The 25,938-nt window shown below is 63.8% G+C and carries 25 protein-coding genes; 12 read left to right on the top strand and 13 right to left on the bottom strand.

Annotated features, from left to right (window positions below):
- Nucleotides 1-4: 4 nt before the first annotated feature.
- The 7 genes from IGS55_RS24785 to rsmB form a co-directional block, all read right to left on the bottom strand.
- The gene (locus IGS55_RS24785) at nucleotides 5-784 is read right to left on the bottom strand and encodes a class II glutamine amidotransferase (RefSeq protein WP_230518359.1); all 780 of its coding nucleotides are present in this window, start codon (nucleotides 782-784) and stop codon (nucleotides 5-7) included.
- Between the two features lie 77 nt (nucleotides 785-861).
- Nucleotides 862-1,119, bottom strand: coding sequence for a BTH_I0359 family protein (locus tag IGS55_RS24780; protein WP_034749313.1), 258 nt, complete (start codon nucleotides 1,117-1,119; stop codon nucleotides 862-864).
- Between the two features lie 150 nt (nucleotides 1,120-1,269).
- A complete protein-coding gene (locus IGS55_RS24775) occupies nucleotides 1,270-1,677 on the bottom strand; it encodes a GTPase (RefSeq protein ID WP_230518360.1) in 408 nt (135 codons plus the stop codon).
- Nucleotides 1,674-2,393 carry a response regulator gene (locus IGS55_RS24770; RefSeq protein ID WP_128141245.1) on the bottom strand — a complete coding sequence of 240 codons (720 nt, stop codon included), beginning with the start codon at nucleotides 2,391-2,393 and terminating at the stop codon, nucleotides 1,674-1,676. The genes IGS55_RS24775 and IGS55_RS24770 overlap by 4 nt, the downstream gene beginning before the upstream one ends.
- Before the next feature lie 98 nt (nucleotides 2,394-2,491).
- The gene (locus tag IGS55_RS24765; RefSeq protein ID WP_230518361.1) at nucleotides 2,492-4,789 is read right to left on the bottom strand and encodes a sensor histidine kinase; all 2,298 of its coding nucleotides are present in this window, start codon (nucleotides 4,787-4,789) and stop codon (nucleotides 2,492-2,494) included.
- Complete coding sequence (locus IGS55_RS24760; RefSeq protein WP_230537298.1) at nucleotides 4,789-5,295, bottom strand: DUF4390 domain-containing protein; 507 nt, start codon at nucleotides 5,293-5,295, stop codon at nucleotides 4,789-4,791. The genes IGS55_RS24765 and IGS55_RS24760 overlap by 1 nt, the downstream gene beginning before the upstream one ends.
- 97 nt (nucleotides 5,296-5,392) lie before the next feature.
- A complete protein-coding gene (rsmB, locus tag IGS55_RS24755) occupies nucleotides 5,393-6,814 on the bottom strand; it encodes a 16S rRNA (cytosine(967)-C(5))-methyltransferase RsmB (protein ID WP_058050252.1) in 1,422 nt (473 codons plus the stop codon).
- A gap of 376 nt (nucleotides 6,815-7,190) precedes the next feature.
- Between rsmB and argS the strand changes: the two genes are divergently transcribed.
- From argS to IGS55_RS24720, 7 genes are read left to right on the top strand one after another with little or no spacing between them, the layout of a single operon-like run.
- The gene (gene argS / locus IGS55_RS24750; RefSeq protein WP_230518362.1) at nucleotides 7,191-8,900 is read left to right on the top strand and encodes an arginine--tRNA ligase; all 1,710 of its coding nucleotides are present in this window, start codon (nucleotides 7,191-7,193) and stop codon (nucleotides 8,898-8,900) included.
- A 20-nt stretch (nucleotides 8,901-8,920) separates the two neighbouring features.
- On the top strand, nucleotides 8,921-9,631 hold the full coding sequence (locus tag IGS55_RS24745; protein ID WP_128141242.1) for an SPOR domain-containing protein: 711 nt from the start codon (nucleotides 8,921-8,923) through the stop codon (nucleotides 9,629-9,631).
- Nucleotides 9,632-9,640: 9 nt separating this feature from the next.
- Entirely contained in the window at nucleotides 9,641-10,312 is a 672-nt protein-coding gene (locus IGS55_RS24740; RefSeq protein WP_230518363.1) for a thiol:disulfide interchange protein DsbA/DsbL, read from the top strand.
- A gap of 37 nt (nucleotides 10,313-10,349) precedes the next feature.
- A complete protein-coding gene (locus IGS55_RS24735; protein ID WP_230518364.1) occupies nucleotides 10,350-11,111 on the top strand; it encodes an SDR family oxidoreductase in 762 nt (253 codons plus the stop codon).
- A gap of 10 nt (nucleotides 11,112-11,121) precedes the next feature.
- Entirely contained in the window at nucleotides 11,122-11,916 is a 795-nt protein-coding gene (locus IGS55_RS24730) for a biotin--[acetyl-CoA-carboxylase] ligase (RefSeq protein ID WP_230518365.1), read from the top strand.
- A 4-nt stretch (nucleotides 11,917-11,920) separates the two neighbouring features.
- The gene (locus IGS55_RS24725; protein ID WP_230518366.1) at nucleotides 11,921-12,679 is read left to right on the top strand and encodes a type III pantothenate kinase; all 759 of its coding nucleotides are present in this window, start codon (nucleotides 11,921-11,923) and stop codon (nucleotides 12,677-12,679) included.
- Entirely contained in the window at nucleotides 12,673-13,365 is a 693-nt protein-coding gene (locus IGS55_RS24720) for an SPOR domain-containing protein (RefSeq protein ID WP_230518367.1), read from the top strand. The genes IGS55_RS24725 and IGS55_RS24720 overlap by 7 nt, the downstream gene beginning before the upstream one ends.
- Before the next feature lie 160 nt (nucleotides 13,366-13,525).
- Here the strand turns inward: IGS55_RS24720 and IGS55_RS24715 are convergent, their stop codons facing one another.
- From IGS55_RS24715 to IGS55_RS24690, 6 genes are all read right to left on the bottom strand, one after another.
- Nucleotides 13,526-14,578, bottom strand: a complete 1,053-nt coding sequence (locus IGS55_RS24715) for a septal ring lytic transglycosylase RlpA family protein (protein ID WP_230518368.1) — start codon at nucleotides 14,576-14,578, stop codon at nucleotides 13,526-13,528.
- Nucleotides 14,578-15,693, bottom strand: a complete 1,116-nt coding sequence (gene rodA / locus IGS55_RS24710; protein ID WP_034749348.1) for a rod shape-determining protein RodA — start codon at nucleotides 15,691-15,693, stop codon at nucleotides 14,578-14,580. The genes IGS55_RS24715 and rodA overlap by 1 nt, the downstream gene beginning before the upstream one ends.
- A gap of 8 nt (nucleotides 15,694-15,701) precedes the next feature.
- Nucleotides 15,702-17,669 carry a penicillin-binding protein 2 gene (mrdA, locus tag IGS55_RS24705; RefSeq protein WP_230518369.1) on the bottom strand — a complete coding sequence of 656 codons (1,968 nt, stop codon included), beginning with the start codon at nucleotides 17,667-17,669 and terminating at the stop codon, nucleotides 15,702-15,704.
- A 12-nt stretch (nucleotides 17,670-17,681) separates the two neighbouring features.
- Nucleotides 17,682-18,194: a rod shape-determining protein MreD gene (mreD, locus tag IGS55_RS24700; RefSeq protein WP_034749354.1), complete on the bottom strand. Its 513-nt coding sequence runs from the start codon at nucleotides 18,192-18,194 to the stop codon at nucleotides 17,682-17,684.
- The gene (gene mreC, locus IGS55_RS24695) at nucleotides 18,191-19,237 is read right to left on the bottom strand and encodes a rod shape-determining protein MreC (RefSeq protein ID WP_230518370.1); all 1,047 of its coding nucleotides are present in this window, start codon (nucleotides 19,235-19,237) and stop codon (nucleotides 18,191-18,193) included. Before mreC ends, mreD begins: the two co-directional genes overlap by 4 nt.
- A gap of 108 nt (nucleotides 19,238-19,345) precedes the next feature.
- Nucleotides 19,346-20,389: a rod shape-determining protein gene (locus IGS55_RS24690; RefSeq protein WP_010393186.1), complete on the bottom strand. Its 1,044-nt coding sequence runs from the start codon at nucleotides 20,387-20,389 to the stop codon at nucleotides 19,346-19,348.
- 351 nt (nucleotides 20,390-20,740) lie between these two features.
- Here IGS55_RS24690 and gatC point away from each other — a divergent pair, with 351 nt between their 5' ends.
- The 5 genes from gatC to IGS55_RS24665 all read left to right on the top strand — a co-directional run bounded on the left by gatC (nucleotide 20,741) and on the right by IGS55_RS24665 (nucleotide 25,913).
- Entirely contained in the window at nucleotides 20,741-21,043 is a 303-nt protein-coding gene (gene gatC / locus IGS55_RS24685; RefSeq protein ID WP_034749369.1) for an Asp-tRNA(Asn)/Glu-tRNA(Gln) amidotransferase subunit GatC, read from the top strand.
- A 53-nt stretch (nucleotides 21,044-21,096) separates the two neighbouring features.
- Entirely contained in the window at nucleotides 21,097-22,581 is a 1,485-nt protein-coding gene (gene gatA, locus IGS55_RS24680; RefSeq protein WP_230518371.1) for an Asp-tRNA(Asn)/Glu-tRNA(Gln) amidotransferase subunit GatA, read from the top strand.
- A 37-nt stretch (nucleotides 22,582-22,618) separates the two neighbouring features.
- Nucleotides 22,619-24,094: an Asp-tRNA(Asn)/Glu-tRNA(Gln) amidotransferase subunit GatB gene (gene gatB, locus IGS55_RS24675; protein ID WP_329958154.1), complete on the top strand. Its 1,476-nt coding sequence runs from the start codon at nucleotides 22,619-22,621 to the stop codon at nucleotides 24,092-24,094.
- A 191-nt stretch (nucleotides 24,095-24,285) separates the two neighbouring features.
- Nucleotides 24,286-24,669, top strand: coding sequence for a BlaI/MecI/CopY family transcriptional regulator (locus tag IGS55_RS24670; RefSeq protein ID WP_046683490.1), 384 nt, complete (start codon nucleotides 24,286-24,288; stop codon nucleotides 24,667-24,669).
- The gene (locus tag IGS55_RS24665; RefSeq protein WP_230518373.1) at nucleotides 24,666-25,913 is read left to right on the top strand and encodes a M56 family metallopeptidase; all 1,248 of its coding nucleotides are present in this window, start codon (nucleotides 24,666-24,668) and stop codon (nucleotides 25,911-25,913) included. The genes IGS55_RS24670 and IGS55_RS24665 overlap by 4 nt, the downstream gene beginning before the upstream one ends.
- Nucleotides 25,914-25,938: the final 25 nt, after the last annotated feature.

Here is a 25,938-nt window from a genome sequence, read left to right as displayed (position 1 = left end):
CAAATTAGGCCGCTGGCATATCTTGCACCATCCCGTCGACAAATAATTTCAATTCGCCGGGCACAAACGCCGTCCATTGTTCATTCGTCGTCAGCGGCTGGGTAACGATCACGGCCACTCTGTCCTGGGGCGTCGTCACCTGGGAAAAGTCCACGCTCAGGTCTTCATCGGAGAGTTTAGCAGTTGGGAACGGATGTTGTCGCACCAGATAGTGCAAGCTGGTCGAGCAATGGGCAAACAGCGCCTCGCCGCTCGACAGCATCATATTGAATGTGCCGTGGGCCGCGATGCCGGGCAACAACTGCGCCAGGGCCGCATGCAGTTGCGGCAAGGCCGGCGGGGCATCGCCAAAACGCGCGTGCAATTCCTGCAGCAGGTAGCAGAAAGCCCGTTCGCTGTCGGTGCAGCCGACGGGGCGGTAACTGCCCGTCAGCACGGGATTGAAATCCTTCAAATCGCCATTGTGGGCAAAGACCCAGTAGCGGCCCCACAGTTCGCGCACGAAGGGGTGGCAGTTTTCCAGCGCCACCTGGCCTTGCGTGGCCTTGCGGATGTGCGCGATGACATTGCGCGACTTGATCGGGTAGCGTTTGATCAGTTCGGCCACGGGCGAGGCGATGGCCGCCTGGTGGTCGACGAAATGGCGCACGCCGGCGCCCTCGAAAAAGGCGATGCCCCAGCCGTCATGGTGGGTATCGGTATGGCCGCCGCGCATGGCGAAGCCGGTAAAACTAAAGACAATGTCCGTGGGGACATTGCAATTCATTCCGAGAAGTTGGCACATGGTCTGTTTGCAGCTGGATAACACGGCCACCATACCACGCCGCCTGGCGGATTGGTATGGCGGCGATGGCCATCACATCAGTGCAACAGGACGGGCTGGCTCATGAGGGAATCGTAGCTGCCCAAGAATTCATCGATCTCTTCCATGCTCGGTTCGCTGGCGATCAATTCCGTGACGTCGCGGCGGAAGTTCTGTGCAAGGATGCCGGCGATAAACGTTTCCCGCTTGCCCCCCTTGTCGACGATTTCATAGCCGCCAAAGCGCAGGGCTTCCAGGTCGCCATCGACGCCGAATTCCACGACGCTATATTGTTCGCTGTTATAGATCAGGTTCATTTTGCATCCTTCGCTCAAGCAAGAGAAACTCTTGCGGTTTCAGGACAGAGGTGGGGTTCCCACGCCGCCATTTCAAGCGGCCAGGCCACCCTGCGGGCTACAGAGTTGTAACGAGATGCAAACTGCGACTGCGGTAAGACGATCAGGAAACTACGTTGAGGAAACAATCAAGTCCGGTTCCAGCGCCAGCAGGACATCGTAGGGACTGGCGGTCAGCCAGGTGCGCAGCTGTTCGATGTGCGAGGCGTCGGCCAGGCTGATGAACAGGCGCGCGGGTGGATGGCGCAGCAGACGATTTAATGTTACACGCAATACGAGATTGCCGCTGCAGCACAGGCAACCGGGTGCGATGCGCAACAGTTGCAATGGAAACGATGGAGAAGGGGAAGTTTGTTCGGCCAGGTCGGCCAGGATGGCGTTGCCGTCGGCGAGCCCCTCGAGGATCACGGCGGTCGCGTGGCCAGGCTGCAAGGCTTGCGCGATGGCCGCTTCGCGCCCGGCGGCACGACCACCGCTGACCAGGGTCAGCGGCGTCGGACGCCGTACGGCTGACGTCACAGGCCTTTCTTGGCCAGCTTGCCCGGTTCGACACCCAGCTGTTTCAGCTTGCGGTACAGATGGGTGCGTTCCAGGCCCGTTTTTTCCGCCACGCGGGTCATGCTGCCGCCTTCGCGGCCCAGGTGGTGTTCGAAATACATGCGCTCGAACGCATCGCGCGCCTCGCGCAGCGGCAAGTCGAACGACAGGTTGTAGCCATGGCCTTCGGCCACTGCCGGTACGGCGATGCCTGGGCGCACCATCAGCTGTTGTGGCGCGCTGCCGGCAAAGCTGGGCACGGGGTGGCTGCTTTCCTCTGCCACCACGGGCGCCACGGGACGCGGCGCCACGCTCGGCGCGCGCACGGTTTCCTGGGCCCGCGTCAAGCCTTGCTGGACCGCCTTCAGCAGTTTTTGCAGGGCAATCGGTTTTTCCAGGAAGTTCATGGCGCCGATGCGCGTCGCCTCGACCGCCGTATCGATGGTGGCGTGGCCCGACATCATGATCACCGGCATGGTCAGCAAGCCATCGCGCTGCCACTCCTTGAGCAGGGTGACGCCATCGGTGTCGGGCATCCAGATATCCAGCAATACCAGATCCGGCGCACCGGCGGCACGCGCTTCGCGCGCCTGCTGCGCATTTTCGGCCAGCTGGATAGCATGTCCTTCGTCGCCCAAAATTTCCGAGAGCAACTCACGGATACCCATTTCATCATCCACTACGAGTATGTTTGCCATTCGTGTCTTGCCTTCCTCATTTCGCCGGCCGTCGCGCACAAGATGCACGCGGCGGACAACTATGATTTTATTAGTGTTTTAAATACTAAACCAGACCCTCACGCCAGGAATTCCTGGGCACGAGTGTCGGGAGCTAACTTTAACAGCAAAATGACCACCGAAGCGCCATTGCCGTCGACCCGGTTCTCGATATCGATGCGTCCGCCGTGTTCATCGATAATTTTCTTGACCATCGCCAGGCCCAATCCCGTGCCGCGGGCTTTCGAGGTCACATACGGCTCGAACGCGCGCGCCAGGATTTTTGGTGCAAAACCAGGACCATTGTCCGTGATGGCCAGCCGCACGGCGATATTCACGCCGCCGTCCGCACTGCGATAATGAATTGCTTCCGTCCTCACGTCAATCCGCGGATGCGGCGAGTCCGGCGGCAGGTCGGCCATGGCGTCCTGCGCGTTCTGCAGCAGGTTGTGAATCACCTGGCGCAACTGGGTCGGATCGCCCATCACCATCGGCAGATTCGGCGCCAGCAAAGGGTGGATGATGTCGCCATCGTCGCCGCGCAGGTACAGGTTCAGTATCTCTTCGATCAGCTCGTTCAAGCGCAGCGGCACGAGCACGGCCGGCGGCGTGCGCGCATAGTCGCGGAAGTCGTCGACCATGCGCTTCATCGCATCGACCTGCTTGACGATGGTGGTGGTGGCGCGGCTGAGCAGGTCCGCATCGGGCTGCTCCAGCTTGCCTTCGAGTTTCATCTGCAGGCGCTCGGCCGACAGCTGGATGGGCGTAAGCGGATTCTTGATTTCATGCGCGAGGCGGCGCGCCACCTCGCCCCAGGCGATCGAGCGCTGCGCGGAAATCACGTCGGAAATATCATCGAACACGACGATGTAGCCGCTGCCCGACTCCAGCGGCAGGCGCGAGCCGCGCGCCAGCAGGGTGATGTCATGCTCGTCGGCACTACTGCCCAGGCGGCGCGGAATCTCGATCTGCCGCTGCCAGTGCAGACGCTGCTGGTTGCGGCCCGACGCCGATTGCGCGCTTTGCGCCGTGAAGGCGCTGATGATGGCGCCGCCAAACTCTTCCATTCCAGCAATATGCGCCAGCGGCTGGCCCACCATGCTCGTGCCCGAATGCTGGAGGATGCGCTCGACCGACTCGTTGCAAGTCACCAGCTTGAAGTCGCCGTCGAGCACCATCACGCCGGCCGACATGTTCGCCAGCACCGATTCCAGGTGGGCCTTGGCGTTTTGCAGCGCGGCGCGGTTGCTTTCCACGGCCGTGCGCGCATCGAGCAGCTGGCGCGTCATGATGTTGAACGACTGCGTCAGGGTGCCCAATTCATCCTTGGTAGCGACGATGGGACGCGGCGACAGGTCGCCCTCGGCCACGGCGCGCGTGCCTTCGGCCAGCAGCAGCAGGGGCTGGGCCAAATTGCCCGCGATCAGGAAAGCGCTGCCGATGGCGCCAAAGATGGCCAGCAGCAAGGTCAAGGTGAGGATTTCCATGTACATCTTGCGCAGACCCACGCGCGCGACGAAACGTTCCTTGTATTCGCTGTAGGCGGCGCGCAGCACTTCGCCATTCGTCGCCAGCTTGGGCGGCACGGCCTGCAGCAGTTGCAGGTAGCGGGGCGAGACGGACGGCCCCGGCACGGCCACGAGCACGCGCAGGCGCAGGCTGGCCGCCGTTTCCAGCGATGCCGGCAGGCCCGAGCGGAAACCGCCGCCGCCCGACTCCGTGCCATCGTCGTGCAACTCCAGCCCCCCTTCGGCCGAGGCATAGCCGGCCGGAGAGGCCGCCTGCACCAGCATGGCCGGCGTCGGCAGGTCGGCCGCGCTGTGCGGCCCGGCGCTGGCCAGCAGCACGCCGTCGCCGCTGACGAGCATGGCATTTTGCATGCCCTCTTCGCGCAGCAGGCTGGTCAGCACGGCCGGGCCGGCCACCGGGTCGGCGCCCATTTCTTCGACCGCCTTGTGGCCCCGGTGGTCGAGCTCGACCAAGGCCGCATCGAGGCCGGCGCGGCCCAGCTCAATCCCCGATTCCAGCGCCGCTTCGATCTTGACGTTGAACCAGGATTCGATGGAATGGGAGACGAATTGCACGGAGACAAGGAAAATCACGAGACCTGGCAGGATGCCGACGGCGGCGAACAGCATCACCAGGCGCGTCATCAGCTTGGAGCCGAACTTGCCGCTCTTGTAGCGCGCGTACAGGCGGGCCAGGGAAATGCCCACCAGCGCCAGCAGGGACACGGCCACGGCCGCGTTCAGGCCCAGCAGCCAGGTGTAGTAGCGGTCGAAAAAGCCGGAATTGTCGGAAGCCGACGCCAGCAGAAACAGCAGGATACTGACAATGCCGCCGCCCACCACCAGCAGATAGCGCAATGCTTGACTCACTACTCCGCCGTATACAAGAAGGTTTTTTTATTCGAAGCCAGGCGCCAGTCGCTGTTATTGAAGGCATTGACCTGTATCGGCTTGGGCAGGTAATCGCGGTCCATGCCCATGCGCAAAGTGACGTTATACGTCTGCCCCACCTTCAGCGCGCCGCGCGGCGCCACCAGCCAGCGGCTGGGGCGGCGGATCAGGAACAGCGCATCGTCGAGCGTGGGGAAGCTTTGCTGCAAGCCGCCGCCCGACACATGATACTGGCGCGTGAGCACGTTGTACGACAGCCGGCTGGTCTGGCGCGCGACGATGGCCTTTTCATCGAACCAGTACCAGCGGGGCCGGGTCAGTTCGATTTCCGTCGTGAAAAACAGGGGCACGCCATGCTGGACGGCATCATCGAGGTCGTGATTGAGCTCGAAGGAATACGTGGCGGCCAGCTTGTAGCCCTCTTCGCTAGCCTCGATGTAGGCACGGGTGATCTCGACCATATCGGCGGCATGCGCGCGTGGCATGATACATGCCAGCATCAGCAGCAGGGCCAGGAGTCGGAAGAGTCGTGTTGTCACAGGTGTGCCGGTGTAGTCCGTAGGATAAGGTTCGACGAATCGCTCAAGCCGCATTTTTTTGGAATAGCGCATAGAACAAACCGTCGTGGTCCTGCTCCGCGCTGCCGGTCGGCAACAGCTGGCCAGGCGCTGTCAATCGGGTCGCATTATTGCGCACCGCAAATGCCGCCGCCTGTGCCTCGGACTCCTGCGGCCACAATGAACATGTCACGAACAGCAATTTACCATCGGGGCGCAGCATCTGCCACAGGTTGTCCAGAATTTTGGATGAAAGTGTTGCAAGTTGGAACGCGTCGCCCTTGCGGCGCAACCAGCGGATATCGGGATGGCGGCGCACGATGCCCGAGGCCGTGCATGGCACGTCGGCCAGGATGCGGTCGTACTGCTGGCCGTCCCACCACGCGCTCGATTGCGCATCCTGCGCCTTCAGGGTGGCGTCCAGGCCGAGGCGCTCGAGGTTTTCCGCGATACGCGGCAGGCGCTTGGCGTCCGCGTCGATGGCGGTCACTTGCACGTCGGCCAGTTCCAGGATGTGGCACGTCTTGCCGCCCGGCGCCGCGCAGGCGTCCAGTACGCGCATGCCGTCCTGCAAGTCCAGCAGCGGCGCGGCCAGTTGCGCGCCGGCATCCTGCACGGAAACGACACCCTGCTCGAAGCCGGGGATCAAGGCCACGCCGATCGGCTTGTCCAGGCGCACGGCGAACGGTCCCACCTGGCGCGCGGCGATGCCCGCTTCCTGCAGCACGGCCAGGTAGGCTTCGACCGTGCTCTTGCGGCGATTCACGCGCAAGGTCAATGGCGGCACGGCGTTGCCGGCCGTCAAAATGGCTTGCCAGTCGCGCGGATAGGCCAGGCGCAGCGAGTCGATCCACCACTGCGGATAATTCCATTGCGCCAACGGTTGCTGCAAGGCCGCTTCCAGCAAGGATTTGCGCTCGCGCAAGAAACGGCGCAAGACAGCGTTGACCATGCCCTTGGCGTGCGCCAGGTCAGGGTGCGAGGTGGCCACCGTGACGGCCTGGTCGACCACCGTGAATTCCTCATACGGCTGCTCGCCCGGCTCGGCCGACATCAAGGACAACGCGCAGCACAGCAAGGCGGCGAGCATCGGCGGCTCGGGTGCCTTCGACGTCATCAGGCCGACCAGAGTTTCGCTGCGGCCCAGCTGGCGCATGGTGCGGTAGGAAATATCCTGGATGGCGCCGCGCGCCTGCGGGCTGGCGTTCGATTGCGTAAACACCTTGGCCAGCGCCTGCGGCAGGGCCGTGCCCGTACGCACTTGCGCTACGGCATTGGCGGCGCCCAGCAGGCAAAACGCCAGCGAGTCGGCGCGCAAATCGGGTTGGAAGCCTGGCTGCAAGACCGGTTTCAGGTCGGGATGATAGCTGGGACGCAATTTCGGTGCGGCAGGAGCCTGGCCTGGCGCCGGCTTGGTTTTCAATTTCAGCGTGGGGCGCTTGTTCATAGTTATCCGGTGTGGCTGCGCGCGGCGGGCTGCATGGAGGCAAAGTCGCGGCCGCGCGTCATCAATAAAGGGTCGATTGTAGCGTTTGTGGCGCCCTCTGGCCCAAGCGATTGCAGCGATACATGTAAATTGCGGCAAAAAACTGCATATATACAAGCAGAATGCGCCATGCTGACGTTTTCGCGCACCAACATGGGCATGCTGTCCTGATAATATCGTGAAACGCGCCAGCACGGGAACACTGCCGGCTGGCGTATTGTTCCCGGCGGCAAACCAGTATAATTAACGCAGTCTGGGCGGCTTGTGTACTTGCCGTCCGTTTTGCTTTTTGATTCATTCTATTCATTCTTAACGCGGTTCCACCGCCATCCTGCTCATGCTCGCCCAACAGAAACAAGAAATCATCGCCCTGTTCCAGGCCGCCCTCGCTCCCGTCCTGGCCGGCACTACGCTTGAGCCTACCGTGGTGCTCGAGCGACCACGCGATGCATCGCATGGCGACGTCGCCTGCAATATCGCCATGCAACTGGCCAAGCAGCTGAAACAGAATCCCCGCGAACTGGCGCAAACCATCGTGACGGCCGTGCTGGCCAACCCGGCCGGCAAGGGTCTGGTCGAGGCAGTGGAAATCGCCGGTCCCGGCTTCATCAACGTGCGCGTGTCAAACGCCGCCAAGCAGGCCGTCGTGAAAACCATCTTGAGCGAAGCCGACAGCTATGGCCGCAGCACGGCAGGCGCCGGCAAGCAAGTCATCCTGGAATTCGTCTCGGCCAACCCGACCGGTCCGCTGCACGTGGGCCACGGCCGCCAGGCGGCCCTGGGCGACGCCCTGTCCTCGCTGTTCGACGCACAAGGCTACCAAGTGACGCGCGAGTTCTACTATAACGACGCGGGCGTGCAGATCCAGACCCTGGCCAATTCCGTGCAAGCGCGCGCGCGCGGCTTCAAGCCCGGCGACGCCGAATGGCCCGAGTCCGCCTACAACGGCGACTACATCGCCGACATCGCCAACGACTTCAAGGCCGGCAAGACCGTCTCGGCCAGCGATGGCCAGCCTGCCACGGCCAATGGCAACGTGGAAGACATCGACTCGATCCGCCCGTTTGCCGTCACCTACCTGCGCAACGAACAGGACATCGACTTGCAGGCGTTCGGCGTGAAGTTCGACAATTACTACCTGGAATCGTCGCTGTACGCGGACGGCAAGGTCAACAGCGCCGTCGAAACCCTGATCAAGGCCGGCCATACCTACGAGCAGGATGGCGCGCTGTGGCTGCGCACCACCGACTTCGGCGACGACAAGGACCGCGTGATGCGCAAGACGGACGGCACCTACACGTATTTCGTGCCCGACGTCGCGTATCACCTGGTGAAATGGCAGCGCGGCTTCGTGCAGGCCATCAATATCCAGGGCAGCGACCACCACGGCACCATCGCGCGCGTGCGCGCCGGCCTGCAGGCGGTCGACATGGGCATTCCGCAAGGCTACCCCGACTACGTGCTGCACAAGATGGTCACCGTCATGAAGGACGGCGAAGAAGTCAAGATCTCGAAGCGCGCCGGCTCCTACGTGACCGTGCGCGACCTGATCGAATGGTCGGGCGGCGGCGACATCGCCAAGGGCCGCGATGCCGTGCGCTTCTTCCTGATCTCGCGCAAGGCCGACACGGAATTCGTCTTCGACGTCGACGTGGCGCTGAAAACCACCGATGAAAACCCCGTCTATTACGTGCAGTACGCGCATGCGCGCATCTGCCGCATCCTGGAAAACTGGGGCGGCGATGAAAGCACGGTCGCCGGCGTTGATTTGTCCCCACTCACGGCGCCGACCGAAGCGACCCTGCTGGCGACCCTGGCCGCCTACCCGGAAATGCTGGCGCGCGCGCAAGCGGAACTGGGACCGCATCAAGTCGCCTTCTACCTGCGCGACCTGGCCGCCAACCTGCACAGCTTCTATTTCGCCGAAAAAGTACTGGTCGAGGACGAAGCCGTCAAGATGGCCCGCCTGGCTCTCGTCATCGCCGCGCGCCAGGTATTGCGCAACGGCCTGGCACTGATCGGCGTGTCCGCGCCAAACAAAATGTAATCGCGAAGGTCAAACCGTCAATGAATCATGTTTCCCGCTTCTCTTCGACCCGGCGCCAGCAGGGCAACACCCTGGTCGGCATCATCATCGGCCTGGTCATCGGCCTGGGTATCGCCGTCGTGGTCGCCCTGGTGATCACCAAGGGCGCCTCGCCGTTCACCGACAAGTCGGGCAAGGCCGGCAAATCGGCCGAACCGACGGCCGGCCAGATCGCCGACCCGAACAAGCCGATGTACGGCAACAAGGAAGCGGCCAAGGAAGCGGCGCGCGACTTCTCCAAGGAGCCACGCGAGATCGTCACGCCAACGCAGCCTGCCGCACCGGCGCCCGCGCCAGCGCAGCAGCCGAAGGCGCCGCCACCGGATGCGCTGCAGGAATTGATCGGTACGTTGAAAGACAAGCCGGCGCCGAAAACGCCGGCGGCGGCACCCGCGGCGCCAGCACCGCAAGCGAAGGCCGACGTGAAAGAAGCCAAGGCCGATGCAGCCAGCGACAAATGGATTTATTATCTGCAGGCCGGCGCCTTCCATGACATGTCGGACGCCGAAAGCACGCGCGGCAAACTGGCGCTGCTCGGCTTCGAAGCGGCCATCAGCGACCGCAGCACCGATGCCGGCGTGCTGCACCGCGTGCGCGTCGGGCCGTTCAACCAGCTCGAAGCGATGAACCGCGCGCGCACCAAACTGTCTGAAAACGGCATCGATGTCGCCGTCGTCCGCAACCAAAAATAAGGAACCAGCATGCGTTTTCTGAAGAACATCCTGATCGCCGCCGCACTGTGCACCGCCGCCATGGGCGCATCGGCCTCGCCGGCCGACCCGAAGAACGGCGTCGAATACGAAACCCTGCCCACGCCGCAGGCGACGGAATCGGGCAAGAAAATCGAAGTGACGGAATTCTTCGCCTATTACTGCCCGCATTGCAACGTGCTCGAGCCGCAACTGGCCGCCTGGGTCAAGAAACAGGGCGACAACATCGTCTTCAAGCGCGTGCACGTGTCGCGCGATGAAAGCGTGGCGCCGCAACAGCGGCTGTTCTTCACCCTGCAAGCCATGGGCCTGGTCGACAAGCTGCACACCAGCGTCTTCCACGCCATGCACGTGGAACGCAACCGCCTGAATACCGACGACGCCGTCTTCGACTTCGTCGCCAAGCAGGGCGTGGACCGCCAGAAGTTCATCGACACCTACCGCTCGATGGGCACCTCGGCCCGCGTACGCCGCGCGGACGCCATGATGCAGGGCTATAACGTCACGTTCTGGCCCATGATCGCCATCGATGGCCGCTACATCACGTCGCCTTCGCAAGCCGACCAGGGCAGCAAGTCGGCCAAGAACGAAGAGCAGCTGAACGCCCAGGCGCTCACCGTGATGGACGTGCTGGTCGCGAAAGCCAAAGCGGAAAAGAAATAAGCATGGCCACTTCCCTGGCGCGCCCGGGCATCGCCTGATGCATCGCGTTTTCATCACGGGCGCGTCGAGCGGATTGGGCGCCGCCCTGGCGCTGCGGTACGCGCGCCAGGGCGCCCATTTGGGCTTGCTGGCCCGCCGCGGCGACACCCTGCGGCAACTGATCGCTTCCCTGCCCCACCCTGAACGCCACCGCGCCTACGCCGTCGATGTCTGCGACCACGCCGCCCTGAAAAGCGCGGCCGATGACTTCATCGCCCATGCCGGCGGCATCGACGTCGTCATCGCCAGCGCCGGCGTGTCCTACGGCACCCTGAGCGAACACGCGGAAGACCTCGACGCCTTCGCCCGCCTCATCGCCATCAACGTCACGGCCACCGTCGCCACCTTCGCGCCCTTCATCGCCGCCATGAAGAACCAGGGCAGCGGACGCCTGGTGGGCATCGGCAGCGTGGCCGGCATCCGCGGCCTGCCCGGCGCCGAAGCCTACAGCGCCTCGAAGGCGGCCGTCATCAGCTACTGCGAATCGCTGCGCCTGGAATTGAAACCGGCCGGCATCAAGGTCGTCACCATCACGCCCGGCTACATCGACACGCCGATGACGCGCCACAACGCCTACCGCATGCCTTTCCTGATGCCGGCCGAAAAATTCGCCGCGCGCGCCGCGCGCGCCATCGCCGACGGCGACAGCTACCGCGTGATCCCGTGGCAGATGGGCGTCGTCGCCAAGCTGCTGCGCGCGCTGCCCAATGCCGTGTACGACCGGGCCTTCGCGAATGCGCCGCACAAGGCGCGCAACTGACCCTATCACCATGACGAAGCACTCAGACTTGAACAGCGCGGCCATCGCCGCCCATTGCGCCACCGGCGCCGCCCACGTAGGCATTGAGGTGGTCGACGAAACGGGATCGACCAACGCCGACCTGCTGGCGCGCTGCGCCACCCTGGCCGGCCCCATCCTGCGCATCGCGGGACAGCAGACGGCCGGACGGGGGCGCGCCGGACGGCCGTGGGTGTCGCAGGCGGACGCCAGCCTGATGTTCTCGCTGGCCTGGCGCTTCAAGGGACCGCTGCATCAACTGGTGGGATTGCCGCTGGCCGTCGGCGTGGCACTGGCCGAAACCATGTCCTCGCTGGGCGTGCCGGTGCAACTGAAATGGCCGAACGACATGCTCAAGGATGGCCATAAACTGGCCGGCATCCTCGTCGAAACGCAGCAGGCGCCCGACGGCGGCGTGTGGGCCGTCATCGGCTGCGGCATCAATCTGCTGATGCCCGATGCGCTGGAACGGCAGATCGGCCGCAGCGTCTCGGCCGTGCCCTGGCTGGCGCAGATGGAACGCAATACCCTGGTGGCGGCCCTGCTCAGCCGCCTGGCCGGCGTGCTGGCCGAATTCGACGACACGGGCTTCGCGCCGTTTACGGAGCGCTGGAACCTGCTGCATGCCTGGCAGGGCCGGCACGTGAAAATCCTCGACAATGGCCAGCTGCTGCAGCAAGGCGTGGCGGCCGGCGTGGATCACCTGGGCCGCCTGCTGCTGCGCACCGACGGCGGCCTGCAGGAAGTCATGTCCGGCGACGTATCCTTGCGCCTGCTGGGGGAGTAAGCACATGCTGCTGCTGATCGACGCCGGCAATACGCGCATCAAATGGGCACTCGTGGCCGCCGACAGTGCCGCCGGCGGCTGGCTGGCCAGCGGCGCCGTCGCGCATGCGCAGATCGACACCCTTGCCGCGCAGTGGGCGCCACTCGCCATCCACGAGGCGCTGCTGTCGAACGTGGCGGGCGCCAATATCGGCACGCGCCTGCGCGCCATGCTGCCGGTCGCGCCGCGTGACTTTGTCTCGCTGCCGCAGCTGGCGGGCCTGACGAATGGCTACCGCGCGCCGTCGCAGCTGGGTTGCGACCGCTTTGCCGCCGCCATCGGCGCGCAGGCGCTGGCGCCTGCCCAGGCCGTCATCGTCGCCAACTGCGGCACGGCCACCACCATCGACGCCGTCACGGCCGATGGCCTTTTCCTCGGCGGGATGATCTTGCCGGGACTGGGATTGATGGCCAGTTCGCTGGCGCGCAACACGGCGCAGCTGCCGCAAATCGCCAGCGACGCCATGCTGCCGGCCGGCTTTGCCGACAACACGGACGACGCCATCCTCTCCGGCTGCCTGGCGGCCCAGGCGGGGGCCATCGAACGGGCCGTGCGCATGCACGGCGCCAGCGCCTGCCTGCTGTCTGGCGGCGCCGCGCCGCGCATCGCACCGGCCCTGGCGCTGGCGGTGCCGCTGCACCTGGTCGATAATATCGTCATGATCGGCCTGCAGGCGGCCGCGCGCGCCGGGGCCGCGGGAACACAAGGAAACCACGTATGCTGAAATTCGTCTTCTGGCTGCTGGCCGGCGTCAACCTGCTGGTGCTGGCCATCGGCCAGGGTTATCTGGGCAGTTTTCGCGCCGAGACGCGCGAACCGGCGCGCCTGAAAAACCAGCTGCAGGCGAGCAAGCTCACCTTGCTGACGCAGGAGCAGGCCACGGCGCCTGCCGCGCTACCAGCAGCCGAAGGCGCGGCAGCCGCGGCCGCGCCAGCGGCGGCGCCATCGTATGCGTGCACGGAAGTGGGCAATTTCCTGCTGGCCGACGGCCGCCGCTTCGAAGCGCAAGTGGCGGCGCTGGACCTGGGCGACCGCCAGTCGCGCCGCAACGTGGCCGGCCAGGACATTTCCAGCTATATGGTGTACATCCCGCCGCAAGGCAGCAAGGAAGGCGCCGACCGCAAGGCCGGCGAATTGAAGCAGCTGGGCGTGACGAATTACTTCATCATGAACGAAAGCAGCCCGCTGCGCTGGGGCATTTCACTGGGCGTGTTCAAGTCGGAAACGAGCGCGCAAAGCCAGCTGGCAATGCTCAACAAACAGGGTGTGCACAGCGCCCGCATCGCGCCGCGCTACAGCGCCAGCAAGCAATTCGCTTACCAGTTCCGCGACCTCGACGCGGCCACGCGCGCGCGGCTGGAGAAAATCAAGGCGCAGTTCCCGGAGCAGGAACTGCGCTCCTGTAAATAAGCGCCGGACCAAACCTACTGCGCGTCCGGCATAGGCAACCTGCTATGCTCACTGTGCTTCAGCCAGGTAGGTCGGATTAGCGCTTGCGCGCAATCCGACAACGCCAGCGACGCCAACCATGGTGTCGGATTACGCGCTTGCACGCTAATCCGACCTGCGCTCATCTCTCAATGACGATCGGTTTGACACCCGCCGACGCCGGCAGGCTGGCCGCCGCGCGCGCCGCATCGGTGCGGCTCGTGAACGGTCCGCCGTACAGGCGGAACAACGGGCCGGCCGGCACCACATCGAGATTGCCCAGCGTTTGCGCATACGGCGCCAGTTGCGCGCGGCCCGCTTCCGCATTGTCCGCACGCGAATAGGCGCCCAGCTGCAGGTAGAAGCCGGTGGCCAGCGCCGCTGGCGCGGGCGCGGCCACGGTGGCATCGACCGCTGACAGCGCGGTGATTTCAGGCTGCACCACGGCGCGCATTTCCGGTTCGCTGTCGGCCGGCGTATCGATCGACCTGGCTACCACCGACGGCACCGGCTTCGGCGCCGCGCGAGCGGCCAGGATGGCGTCGATATCGGCCGGCAGCAGGCGCTCGACGACCACCTGGTGGCTGCCCTTGCCGAGGAAGCCCAGTTTCAGCGCCGCCGTATAGGACACGTCGATCACGCGCGTGGCGTGAAACGGGCCGCGGTCGTTGATGCGCACGATCACCTGCTGGCCGCTGTCGATGCTCGTCACGCGCGCATACGATGGAATCGGCAAGGTCGGGTGGGCCGCCGTCATCTTGTACATATCGTAGATTTCGCCCGACGAGGTGCGCTGGCCATGGAACTTCTTGCCATACCAGGTGCCCGTGCCCTTCTGCTTGAACGGTTCGTTGTCGGTGATCGGCGTGTAGGTCTTGCCGAAGACGACATACGGGCGGTTCGAGCGCGTCGAATACGGCTCGTTGCGCACTTCCGCATCGGGTACGTCGCGCAGGTTGGCGGGCGGATTGTCGCCTGGACCGTCATCCTTGTAGTAGCCGCCGCGCCCGGAGCCGGCCGCCGGCAATACCGGCAAGGTGGAATCCTGGCGCACGGGCACCTTGACCTTGCCGCCGGACGGCAGCGGCACGTTATTCGATGCGGGCTTTTGCGGCGTGGTGCCGCAGGCGGCCAGGGTCAGCAAGACCGCCAGGCTCAATCCGCGCATGGCGAAGGTGTCGAAAGGCGCGCGCATCAGGTCTGCACCAGCTTGCGGTGGCGCTGAATACTCATCAGGATACCGGTGGCCACGCCCAGGGTCAGCAGCGCGGTGCCGCCATAGCTGAGGAATGGGAGGGGGACGCCGACCACCGGCACGATGCCGCTGACCATGCCCATGTTTACAAAGGCGTACGTAAAGAAAATCATAGTTATCGCTCCTGCCAGCAGGCGAGTGAAAAAACTGGGGGCGTTGGCGGCGATCATCATCCCCCGTCCCACCAGCAGCAAATACATCAGCATCAGGATCAAATTACCGACCAGGCCGAATTCCTCGGAATATACGGCAAAAATAAAATCGGTCGTGCGCTCCGGAACGAATTCCAGGTGGGCCTGCGTGCCGTGCGTCCAGCCCTTGCCCGTCATGCCGCCGGAACCGATGGCGATGATGGACTGGATGATATGAAAGCCCTTGCCCAGCGGGTCCTTGGTCGGGTCGATCAGCATCATCACGCGGTCGCGCTGGTAATCATGCAGGTGCGACCAGGCGATCGGCAGGCAGGAAACAAAGGTGATCAGCAAGCCGGCCAGCACCTTCCACGACAGGCCGGCCAGGAAGATGACGGTAAAGCCGGCCGCCACCACCAGCAGCGCCGTGCCCAGGTCGGGCTGGCGCGCGATCAGGTAGACGGGCACCAGCAGCAGCACGGCCGCCATCAGGAACGACTTCCAGCGCAGGGCGCCCGCATTATGCTGGAAGAACCAGGCCAGCATCAGCGGCGTGGCGATCTTCAGGAATTCGGACGGCTGGATGTCGATCACGCCGATATGCAGCCAGCGCCGCGCACCGAGCTTGATGGTGCCGAACAGCGCCACGGCCACCAGCAAGATCACCGATACCGTGTACACGGGCACGGCGATGCGCATCATCATCTGCGGCGTGACGTTGGCCGCCACCCACATGACGAAAAAGCACAGCAGGATGTTGCGCAGGTGATCCTCGATCTTGCCGGGAATGCCGATGCTGGCCGAATACAGGGTCAGCAGGCTGGTACTGAGCAGCATCAGGATGATGATCATCAGCGGCGGATCGAACACCGCCAGGTAGGGTTTGGCGCGCCGCCACAGCGAGCGCCTCTCGTTAATGGGCATGTGCTTCCTTATTGCCTGGCAGGTGCCGGGGCGGCCTGCTCGTCCGTGATTTCTTCCAGGGTGCGCACTTCGTCGACATCTTCCTTGGGCACCTTGGTGGTGTCCCTTTCCTTGTCGCTCGGGCGCTTGCCCAGCAGGTAGTAGTCGAGTGCCTTGCGCGCGATCGGCGCGGCCACGCCGGCGCCGAAGCCCGCGTTTTCCACCACGATGGCGATCGCGATGCGCGGCTTGTCGGCCGGCGCGAAGGCCGTAAACAGGGCGTTGTCGCGCAGGCGCTCGGCCAGCAGCTTGGCATTGTACTTCTCGTTTTTCTTGATGCCCACCACCTGCGCCGTACCCGTCTTGCCGCCCACCGTGTACTGCACGCCGGTGAAGATGCGCGCGGCCGTGCCGCCCTGCTCGCTCGTCACGCCCACCATGGCGCGCTTGATGGTGTCGATGTTTTCCTGCTTGAGCGGAATGCGGTAGCTTTCCTTCGGCACCGTCAGGGTGCGCGCGCGCGTGGCGGCGTCTTCGATGATCTTCACCAGATGCGGCTTCATCACCACGCCGTTGTTGGCCAGGTTGGCCGTCGCGTGGGCGATCTGCAGCGGCGTGTAGGAATTGTAGCCGGAGCCGTTACTCACCGAAATCGTGTCGCCGCCCACCCATTTTTTCTGCTGCGGCGTCTTGAAGCGGTTGCGCTTCCATTCCGTCGACGGCAGCACGCCCGTCTTTTCGTTATTCAGGTCGATGCCCGTCAGCTGGCCGAAACCGAACGGCTTCATGAAGTCGTGGATGGCGTCGATGCCCATGTCGCGGCCCAGCTGATAGTAATAGGTGTTGCACGAGACGACGATGGACTTGTGCATGTCCACCGTGCCATGGCCGCCCACCTTGTCGTCGCGGAAGGTGTGCCCGCCAAGGATGAAGAAACCGGGATCGGAAATCGACTGGCTCGGCGTGCGCTTGCCCAGTTCCAGCGCGGCCAGCGCCATGAAGGGCTTGAAGGTCGAGCCGGGCGCGTAGGTGCCGGACAGGGGACGGTTGACCATCGGCCGGTCCAGCGAGGTATTGAGTTCATTCCAGCTTTGCTGGTCGATGCCGTCGACGAACAGATTCGGGTCGTAGCCGGGCTTGGACACGTAGGCGAGGATGTCGCCCGTAGCCGGGTCGATGGCCACGGCCGCGCCGCGCCATTCGCCGAACGCTTCCTCGACCACTTTTTGCAGTTCGATGTCGATCGACAGGATCAGGTTGTTGCCGGGGGTGGCCGCCGTGCGCGACAAGGTGCGCATGGCGCGCCCGCCGGCCGACACTTCCACTTCTTCGTAGCCGGTGGTGCCGTGCAGCTGCTTTTCGTAGCTTTTTTCCAGGCCTTCCTTGCCGATATGGTCGGTGCCGTTGTAGTTGGCCGCGTCCTCGCCCTCTTCCAGCGCCTTGGATTCATTGCGGTTGATGCGGCCGATGAAGCCCACCACGTGCGAGGCCACTTCACCCATCGGATACTGGCGGAACAATCGCGCCTGCACTTCGACGCCGGGGAAGCGGAAGCGCTGCGCCGTGAAGCGCGCCACTTCCTCGTCCGTCAAACGCGTGCGCAGCGGCACGCTGACGAAGTTCTTCGATTCTTCCAGCAGCTTCTTGAAGCGGCGGCGATCCTTGATGTCGATCTGCACCAGGGTCGACAGCTCGTCGATCACGGAATCGAGGCTGGCGCTCAATTTCGACGGCGTGATTTCCAGCGTATAGGCCGAGTAATTGCGCGCCAGGACCACGCCGTTGCGGTCGAGGATCAGGCCGCGCGTGGGCACGATGGGCACCACGGCGATGCGGTTGTCTTCAGCCTTGGTCGCATAGTCCTCGTGCTTGATCACCTGCAGCCAGATGAAGCGCGCCAGCAGCAGCGAAAAGCAGACGAAGACGAGCGCGCCCAGGATGGTCAGGCGCATGCGGAAAAAATGCAGTTCGCGCTCGGTGTTCTTGAGTTCAGTCATGGCAGGCGCTCGTCAGATCGGCCGGTTATGGTCGCGGTCCACGGCGCGGCGCTGCGGCGCGAGCAATATCCACGTGACGATGGGCCACAGGGCGACGGCGACGAAGCTCTCGATGAAATTGAGCCAGCCGGGGAAACGGCCCGAGACGATCAAGCGCGTCAGCAATTGCAGCGCCTGCGTCAGCAGCAGCAGCGGCAGCACGTGCAGCGCCTGCGTCATGATGGGGAACCACAGTACGCGGCGGTGCATCATGATGGCGAAATACGACAGCAAGGTATAGGCCAGCGCATTCTCTCCCAGCAGGGTCGAGTCGTGCACGTCCATCATCAGGCCCATGAAGAAGGCCACGCCGATGCCGACCTTGCGCGGCTGGTGGATGCCCCAGAAGACCAGCACCAGCGCGACGAAATCGGGCACGCCGACGAACTGCCCCCACGGCAGCAGGTTCAGCAAAAAAGCGCACAGCAGGGAAAAGCCGATGAACAGGGGGCTGACCGGCAGCAGGATGTAATGCGGGCGGTTCATCGTGTCGCTTCCTTCGGTGGCACGGCGGCAGGTGCGGGCGCGGGCGTCGCAGGTTTTGCGGGCGCGGGCGCCGCAGCGGCGGCGGCAAGCGGCTTGACGGCAGGCGCTGCAGCAGCGGCAGCCTCCTTGGCAGGGTCCTTGATCGGCGCCATCTTGCCGGCGATCTTGCGGCCCGTCTTGATATCTTCGGCGGGCGGACGCGGCGGAATCTCGGGCGACGTCATGAGGATGAGCAACTGGGTGTTGCGTTCGATGCCGGCCAGCGGCTGGCACACGACGCGGCCGAACGGGCCATGCGCATTGCGCTCGACCAGGGTCACGCGCGCCACGGCCAGGCCGGCCGGGTACAGGCCGTCGAGGCCCGAGGTAATGACGATGTCGCCGATCTGGATGTCGGCGCTGGGGGCCGTGAAGCGCAGCTCCATGGTGCCGGACTTGCCGCGGCCGATGGCCACGCTGCGCACGCCATTGCGCAGCAGCTGCACGGGAATGGCCTGTTCTTCATCGGTCAAAAGCGTCACTTCGGAGGTAAACGGAAACACGCGCGTGACTTGCCCCACCACACCGAGGTTGTCGATCACGGGGCGGCCCAGTTCCACGCCATGCTGGATACCGCGATCGAGCACGATCTTGCGCGTGGCCGAATCGCGCGTGTCGTACAGCACTTCGGCCATCATGGTCTTGACGGGGACGCGCTCGCGCGCTTCCATCAGCTTGCGCAAATGGTTGTTTTCAACGATGTTGAGCTGCGCCTGCTGCAGGATCTGCGCCGAGGCGATCTGTTCATGCTTCAGGTCGCGCACCTGTTTTTCCAGGGCGGACAACGAAGAAAAGTAATTGCCGACGCCAAGCGCCACGTCGCGCGGCACCAGGGCCGCCATCTGCACCGGATACAGCACGGTGCCGACCGCCTGGCGCACGGCCGTCAGCGCGTGCATGCGCGAATCGACCAGCAGCAGGGCGATAGAAATGCCGGCGAACACCATCATCTTGACGCGGGCGGAGGCGCCTTGTTTGAAAAGTGGCGGAGGACTGTATTCCATGACTTCCAATGATCAGGCCAGGCGCAGTGCGCCAACGTGCAGGCCCCGGTCAAACGCCGGTGCCAAAACCAAAAAAAGGCCGGATTGGTTTCCGGCCCTTCTGTCAGATTATTCGTAGGAGAAGATCGAGCCGAGCTTGTCCATACGTTCCAGTGCCATCCCGGAACCGCGCACCACGCAGGTGAGCGGGTCCTCGGCCACCAGCACCGGCAGGCCGGTTTCCTCCATCAGCAGGCGGTCGAGGTCGCGCAGCAGTGCGCCGCCGCCCGTCAGCATCATGCCTTTTTCGGCGATGTCGGCGCCCAGTTCCGGCGGCGTCTGTTCCAGCGCGTTTTTCACGGCCGAGACGATGTTGTTCAGCGGGTCGGTCAGCGCTTCGAGGATCTCGTTGCTGGAAATGGTGAACGAACGCGGGATGCCTTCGGACAGGTTGCGGCCCTTGACTTCCATTTCCTTCACTTCCGAACCAGGGAAAGCCGAACCGATGGCTTTCTTGATGGCTTCGGCCGTCTGTTCGCCGATCAGCATGCCGTAGTTGCGGCGGATGTAGTTGACGATGGCTTCATCGAACTTGTCGCCGCCCACGCGCACGGAACCCTTATAGACCATGCCGCCCAACGAGATGATGCCCACTTCCGTGGTACCGCCGCCGATGTCGACCACCATCGAGCCGGTCGCTTCCGACACGGGCAAGCCCGCGCCAATGGCAGCTGCCATCGGCTCTTCGATCAGATACACCTGCGAAGCGCCGGCGCCGAGGGCCGATTCGCGGATCGCGCGGCGTTCGACCTGAGTCGAACCGCAAGGCACGCAAATGATGATGCGCGGCGATGGACGGAAGAATTTCGAATCGTGCACCATGCGGATGAATTGCTTGAGCATTTGCTCGGTCACGGTGAAGTCGGCGATCACGCCATCTTTCATCGGACGGATCGCTTCGATATTGCCCGGCACTTTGCCCAGCATCTGCTTGGCTTCCTTGCCGACTGCCTGAATGGTCTTCTTGCCATTCGGACCGCCTTCCTGGCGGATGGCGACGACGGATGGTTCGTCCAGGACGATACCGAGGCCGCGTACATAAATAAGGGTGTTGGCCGTGCCCAAGTCAATGGCCAGATCGGTGGAGATATACCTGCGTAAAAAACCAAACATGAGTGTCCTGTAGCGCATCGAGCTGCGCAAAAGCTGTTTATGGGGAGTTTCAAAGCGGGCGCTTTCAGGCACCCTGAAAATCCGTGGAGGCGATTTTTTCGGGTTTCGCTTGGCGCTTGCGCAATCTTTTCTATGCTGCGGCAGCGGTCCATCAGCGCCGGCAACGCATTAACCCGCCATTCTACCTTATAATTTGAATGCGATTTGCTCAAAAACCATGGAAAAGTGCGACTCTTGCAGCCGCGAGTTACGCGGCATTCCTCGATTTTTGTGAGCAAAATAGCAGTAAATACCCGCGTTTTATCAAAACGCCAACTTAATACTAATGCGCGGCACTCCGCGCCATTCGCCATGTCCCTGACACTCTCCGACGTAAAACGCATCGCCCACCTGGCCCAACTTGAAATGGCCGACGACCAGGCCGTCACGTCTTTGGCCCAATTGAACAAGATTTTTGCACTGGCAGAACAAATGCAAGCCGTCAATACCGATGGCGTGGCGCCCCTGAGCCACCCGCTGGCCGCCCACATGGACAATATCGCCCTGCGCCTGCGCGAAGACCTGGCCACGGAACAGAACCGCCGCGACGCCTACCAGGCCGTGGCGCCGAAGGTACAGGATGGCCTGTACCTGGTGCCCAAGGTCATCGAATAAACACGCCGTTGCGTTGTTCCCGCCTTTTTGCCGAATATCAAAATAGAAACGCCATGCATACAAAATCCATCAAACAGCTGTCCACGCTTTTGCAGAACAAGGAAATTTCCGCCGTTGCGCTGGCGACGCATTTCCTCGACCGCATCGAAGCGGACAAGTCGAACGCTTTTTTGCACGTCGACCGTGCCCTGACCCTGGCGCAAGCTGCCGAAGCGGATGCACGCATCGCCGCCGGCACGGCCACGCCGTTGACGGGCGTGCCGATCGCGCACAAGGACTTGTTCGTCACAAAAGGCTGGCGCACGACGGCCGGCTCGAAAATGCTGGCCAACTACGCCAGCCCGTTTGACGCCACCGTCGTGGAAAAATTCCAGGCGGCCGGCATGGTCACCTTGGGCAAGGTCAATTGCGACGAATTCGCCATGGGCTCCGGCAATGAGAACTCGGCCTTCGGCGCCGTGCAGAACCCGTGGGACAAGAAGGCCGTGCCGGGCGGCTCGTCGGGCGGCTCGGCCGCCGCCGTGGCGGCCGGTCTGACGCCGGCGGCCACCGGCACCGACACGGGCGGCTCGATCCGCCAGCCGGCCGCTTTTTGCGGCATCACCGGCATCAAGCCGACGTATGGCCGCGTCTCGCGCTTCGGCATGATCGCCTTTGCCTCGTCGCTGGACCAGGGCGGCCCGATGGCCCGCTCGGCCGAAGACTGCGCCCTGCTCTTGAGTGCCATGGCCGGCTTCGACGAACGCGATTCGACCAGCCTGTCGCCGGAACAGGGCGGCGTGGCGGAAGATTTTTCGCGCAGTCTTGATCAACCCCTTACCGGCCTGCGCATCGGCGTGCCGCGCGAATACTTCGGCGAAGGCCTGGCCAAGGACGTGGAAGCGGCCGTGCGCGGCGCGCTGGCGCAGTATGAAAAGCTGGGCGCCACCCTGGTCGACATCTCGCTGCCGAACACGGCCCTGTCGATTCCCGCCTACTACATGATCGCCCCGGCCGAAGCGTCGTCGAACCTGTCGCGCTACGATGGCGTGCGCTACGGCCACCGCGCCACCGAGTACAAGGACTTGCAGGACATGTACAAGAAGTCGCGCGCCCAGGGCTTCGGCCCGGAAGTGCAGCGCCGCATCATGGTCGGCACCTATGTGCTGTGCCACGGCTATTACGACGCCTACTACCTGAAGGCGCAAAAGATCCGCCGCCTGATCGCGCAGGATTTCGACGCCGTCCTGAATGGCCCGAACGCCGTCTGCGACGTCATCATGGGGCCGGTCGCGCCGACCGTCGCCTGGGACCTGGGCGACAAGACGGACGACCCGGTGGCGAACTACCTGGCCGACATCTACACCCTGTCGACCAGCCTGGCCGGCCTGCCCGGCATGTCGATACCATGCGGTTTCGGCGCAGGCGAGAAAAACGGCAAGCGCCCCGTCGGCCTGCAAATCATCGGCAATTATTTTGGCGAAGCCAAGCTGCTGAACGTCGCCCACCAGTTCCAGCAAGTGACGGACTGGCATACGCGCAGCCCGGCCGGCATCTAAGAAAAAATTTGCGCCGCCCAGGCGGCGCCACCAAAAAATAAGCGAGAACACTATGCAATGGGAAGTCGTCATCGGTCTTGAGAACCACGTGCAGCTCACGACCGAATCCAAAATTTTCAGCGGTTCGCCGATCAAGTACGGCGCCGACGCCAATACGCAGGCGAGCCCCGTCGACCTGGCCCTGCCAGGCGTGCTGCCCGTGATGAACAAGCAGGCCGTCGACCGCGCGATCCGCTTCGGCCTGGCCGTGGGCGCCACCGTCGCGCCGCACTCGGTCTTCGCGCGCAAAAACTATTTTTATCCCGATTCGCCCAAGGGCTACCAGATCAGCCAGTTCGAAGACCCCGTCGTCATCGGCGGCGCCCTGACCTTCGGCTACGAGAAGGACGGCGAATTCGTCACCAAGACCGTCAACCTGACGCGCGCCCACCTGGAAGAAGACGCCGGCAAGTCGCTGCATGAAGACTATGCGGGCATGAGCGGCATCGACTTGAACCGCGCCGGCACGCCGCTGCTGGAAATCGTCTCGGAACCGGAAATCCGCAGCGCCGCCGAAGCCGTGGCCTACGCCAAGGCCCTGCACTCGCTGGTCATGTGGCTGGGCGTTTGCGACGGCAACATGCAGGAAGGTTCGTTCCGCTGCGACGTCAACGTCTCCGTGCGCCCTGTCGGCCAGAAGGAATTCGGCACCCGCTGCGAAATCAAGAACTTGAACTCCTTCCGCTTCATCGAAGAAGCCGTGCACGTGGAAGTACGCCGCCAGATCGAACTGATCGAAGACGGCGGCAAGGTCGTGCAAGCGACGCGCCTGTACGATCCGGACCGCAAGGAAACGCGCGAAATGCGCAGCAAGGAAGACGCCCAGGATTACCGCTACTTCCCGGATCCGGACCTGCCGCCGCTGGTCATCTCGCCAGAGTGGATCGCAACAGTCAAGGCATCGATGCCGGAACTGCCGGCCGCCATGCGCGCGCGTTTCATCAGCGAATACGCACTGCCGGATTACGATGCGCTGGTGCTGACGCAGTCGAAAGCCATGGCCACCTATTTCGTCGCCGTGGTCGACAAGGCCGGCAAGGAAAATGCCAAGGCCGCCGCCAACTGGCTGATGGGCGACGTAGCGTCGACCTTGAACCGCGAAGGCGTGGACCTGGACGACGCCCCCGTCTCCGCCGCGCAATTGGCCGCCATGCTCAAGCGCATCGCCGACGGCACGATCTCGAACAAGGCGGCAAAGGAAGTCTTCGCCGGCATGTGGGAAGCGAAATCGAACGACGAGAACCTGGTCGACGCCATCATCGACGCCAAGGGCCTGAAGCAGATCTCGGACACTGGCGCCCTCGAAGCCATCGTCGATGAAGTGCTGGCGGCCAACGCCAAATCGGTGGAGCAGTACCGCGCCGGCAAGGAAGCGGCGATCAACGCGCTGATCGGCCAGGCCATGAAAGCGTCCAAGGGCAAGGCCAACCCGGCCCAGCTGACGGAACTGCTGAAAGCCAAGCTGGCGGGATAACTCTCCTCGCACCAAAAAAAAAGACGCTGCGGCGTCTTTTTTTTCGCCTGCACAGAACGGTTATAAACAGCTTTGTCTAGATTTTTCCGCTGCCCTGAAGGGCATTTGAAGGCCTGCGAAAATTAAAGTATACATTTCTGTCTACAACGATTAATCTAGCCATATTGAATTTCAGGCAAGAGGAAAACCGCATGGCCAAGACGCACGACATCCCGAAACCGACGGCAGCCGAACTCGATCTGCTGCAGGCGCTGTGGCCGCTGGGCGCCGCCACGGCCAAGCAGGTGCACGAGGCGATGGCGCTGGCCAAGCCGGCCATCACGTATGGCACCGTGCTGCGCCTGATGCAGATCATGCACGGCAAGGGCTTGCTGATCCGCGACGAAAGCCAGCGCTCGCACGTGTATGCGCCGGCCCAGGCGCAGGACAGCCTGCAGACGAATCTGCTCAAGGAATTGATGCAGAAGGCCTTTGCCGGTTCGGCCAAGGCGCTGGTGCTGGCGGCGCTGCGCACGGGCGTGTCGCGCGCCGAACGCGAAGAGATCGAAAAAATGCTCAAGGACGATCAGTCATGAGCGGCTTCGTCCCAGCGCTGGGCTGGACCCTGCTGCACTTCCTGTGGCAAGGCTTGCTGATCGGCTGCGCCACGGCGCTGGCGCGGGCAGCTCTGCGCAATGCGCGTCCGGAAGCGCGCTACGCCGTCGGTTGCGGCGCCCTGCTGGCCTGCATGGCATGGCCGGCGGCGGGCTTGTATCTGCGCCTGGCCGGCGGCGATGCCACGGGCGCCTTGTACTCCAGCGCCTTGCTGCCGGCCGCCCTGCTGGCGCCCGACAGCCTGCCCGACCTGGACCTGCTGCTGCGCGCCGTCGTCGGCGTGTGGGCCCTGTGCGCCGCCGTGCTGGCCGTGCGCATGGCACTGGGCATGGTCTGGATAGAGCGCAGTGCCAGGAACACGGGCACCACGCATGGACCACTGCAGACCAGGCTGTCGCGCATGGCGCACGATGCGGGCGTGATGCGGCCCGTGCGGCTGCGCGTGCTCGACAACATCGCCAGCCCGCTCACGGCCGGCATCTGGCGCCCCATGGTGCTGGTGCCCGCCGCGCTGTTGACCGGCATGCCGCCGCACCTGCTCGACGCGCTGCTGGCGCACGAACTGGCGCACATCCGGCGCCACGATTATCTGATCAACCTGCTGCAAAACGCCATCGAGGCGCTGCTGTTCTTCCACCCTGCCGTCTGGTGGATTTCACGCGGCGTGCGCCTCGAGCGCGAACACATTGCAGATGATTTCGCAGCAAGACAACTGGGCGAACCGCGGCGTCTGGCTCTTGCACTCTCGGAACTGGAACGCCTCCAGTTCTCAACCCACCACCTGGCCCAGGCGGCCAACGGAGGAGATCTTATGTCACGTATCAAACGATTGCTGCGCCCCGCACCACACACCCTGAACTGGAAGGCGGCCGTGCCGCTGCTGGCCCTCGCCGGCACCTGCCTCGGCATCTACGGCCAGGCCGTCGCCGCCGACAGCGCTCCCGTGCTGGAGCGCCGCCCCGTCATCGACTTTGGCGTCTGCGGCAAACCGGTCTGGCCAGCCGCATCGCGGCAGGCGAAGGAGGAGGGCACGGTCAACATGTCCTTCGACGTCGATGCCGCCGGCAAGGTAACGAATTCGAGCGTCGTCAAAAGCAGCGGCCATCCGGCCCTCGACGAAGCGGCGCGCACCGGCATCGCCAAGTGCACGTTCAAGCCGGCCCTCGCCGGCGGCAAGCCTGTCGGCGCCAGCGTCAAGGTGCAATACGTCTGGAGTCTGAAGTAATGTCTGTGCGGCGGCAGCGCAGCAA

Source organism: Janthinobacterium sp. EB271-G4-3-2, from assembly GCF_020858035.1.
Classification (GTDB): Bacteria; Pseudomonadota; Gammaproteobacteria; order Burkholderiales; family Burkholderiaceae_D; genus Janthinobacterium; species Janthinobacterium aestuarii.
This window is presented reverse-complemented; position numbering and strand designations above follow the sequence as displayed.

Bases quoted from the DNA above. Each gene is read 5' to 3' on its own strand.
- IGS55_RS24770 (WP_128141245.1), bottom strand. From the start codon at position 2,393: ATGGCAAACATACTCGTAGTGGATGATGAAATGGGTATCCGTGAGTTG.
- IGS55_RS24720 (WP_230518367.1), top strand. From the start codon at position 12,673: ATGCTGAAATTCGTCTTCTGGCTGCTGGCCGGCGTCAACCTGCTGGTG.
- argS (WP_230518362.1), top strand. From the start codon at position 7,191: ATGCTCGCCCAACAGAAACAAGAAATCATCGCCCTGTTCCAGGCCGCC.
- gatA (WP_230518371.1), top strand. From the start codon at position 21,097: ATGCATACAAAATCCATCAAACAGCTGTCCACGCTTTTGCAGAACAAG.
- mrdA (WP_230518369.1), bottom strand. From the start codon at position 17,669: ATGACTGAACTCAAGAACACCGAGCGCGAACTGCATTTTTTCCGCATG.
- rodA (WP_034749348.1), bottom strand. From the start codon at position 15,693: ATGCCCATTAACGAGAGGCGCTCGCTGTGGCGGCGCGCCAAACCCTAC.
- IGS55_RS24725 (WP_230518366.1), top strand. From the start codon at position 11,921: ATGCTGCTGCTGATCGACGCCGGCAATACGCGCATCAAATGGGCACTC.
- gatC (WP_034749369.1), top strand. From the start codon at position 20,741: ATGTCCCTGACACTCTCCGACGTAAAACGCATCGCCCACCTGGCCCAA.
- IGS55_RS24760 (WP_230537298.1), bottom strand. From the start codon at position 5,295: ATGCCACGCGCGCATGCCGCCGATATGGTCGAGATCACCCGTGCCTAC.
- IGS55_RS24745 (WP_128141242.1), top strand. From the start codon at position 8,921: ATGAATCATGTTTCCCGCTTCTCTTCGACCCGGCGCCAGCAGGGCAAC.
- IGS55_RS24735 (WP_230518364.1), top strand. From the start codon at position 10,350: ATGCATCGCGTTTTCATCACGGGCGCGTCGAGCGGATTGGGCGCCGCC.
- rsmB (WP_058050252.1), bottom strand. From the start codon at position 6,814: ATGAACAAGCGCCCCACGCTGAAATTGAAAACCAAGCCGGCGCCAGGC.
- IGS55_RS24670 (WP_046683490.1), top strand. From the start codon at position 24,286: ATGGCCAAGACGCACGACATCCCGAAACCGACGGCAGCCGAACTCGAT.
- IGS55_RS24785 (WP_230518359.1), bottom strand. From the start codon at position 784: ATGTGCCAACTTCTCGGAATGAATTGCAATGTCCCCACGGACATTGTC.
- IGS55_RS24715 (WP_230518368.1), bottom strand. From the start codon at position 14,578: ATGCGCGCGCCTTTCGACACCTTCGCCATGCGCGGATTGAGCCTGGCG.
- IGS55_RS24730 (WP_230518365.1), top strand. From the start codon at position 11,122: ATGACGAAGCACTCAGACTTGAACAGCGCGGCCATCGCCGCCCATTGC.
- IGS55_RS24740 (WP_230518363.1), top strand. From the start codon at position 9,641: ATGCGTTTTCTGAAGAACATCCTGATCGCCGCCGCACTGTGCACCGCC.
- mreD (WP_034749354.1), bottom strand. From the start codon at position 18,194: ATGAACCGCCCGCATTACATCCTGCTGCCGGTCAGCCCCCTGTTCATC.
- IGS55_RS24780 (WP_034749313.1), bottom strand. From the start codon at position 1,119: ATGAACCTGATCTATAACAGCGAACAATATAGCGTCGTGGAATTCGGC.
- IGS55_RS24690 (WP_010393186.1), bottom strand. From the start codon at position 20,389: ATGTTTGGTTTTTTACGCAGGTATATCTCCACCGATCTGGCCATTGAC.
- mreC (WP_230518370.1), bottom strand. From the start codon at position 19,237: ATGGAATACAGTCCTCCGCCACTTTTCAAACAAGGCGCCTCCGCCCGC.
- IGS55_RS24665 (WP_230518373.1), top strand. From the start codon at position 24,666: ATGAGCGGCTTCGTCCCAGCGCTGGGCTGGACCCTGCTGCACTTCCTG.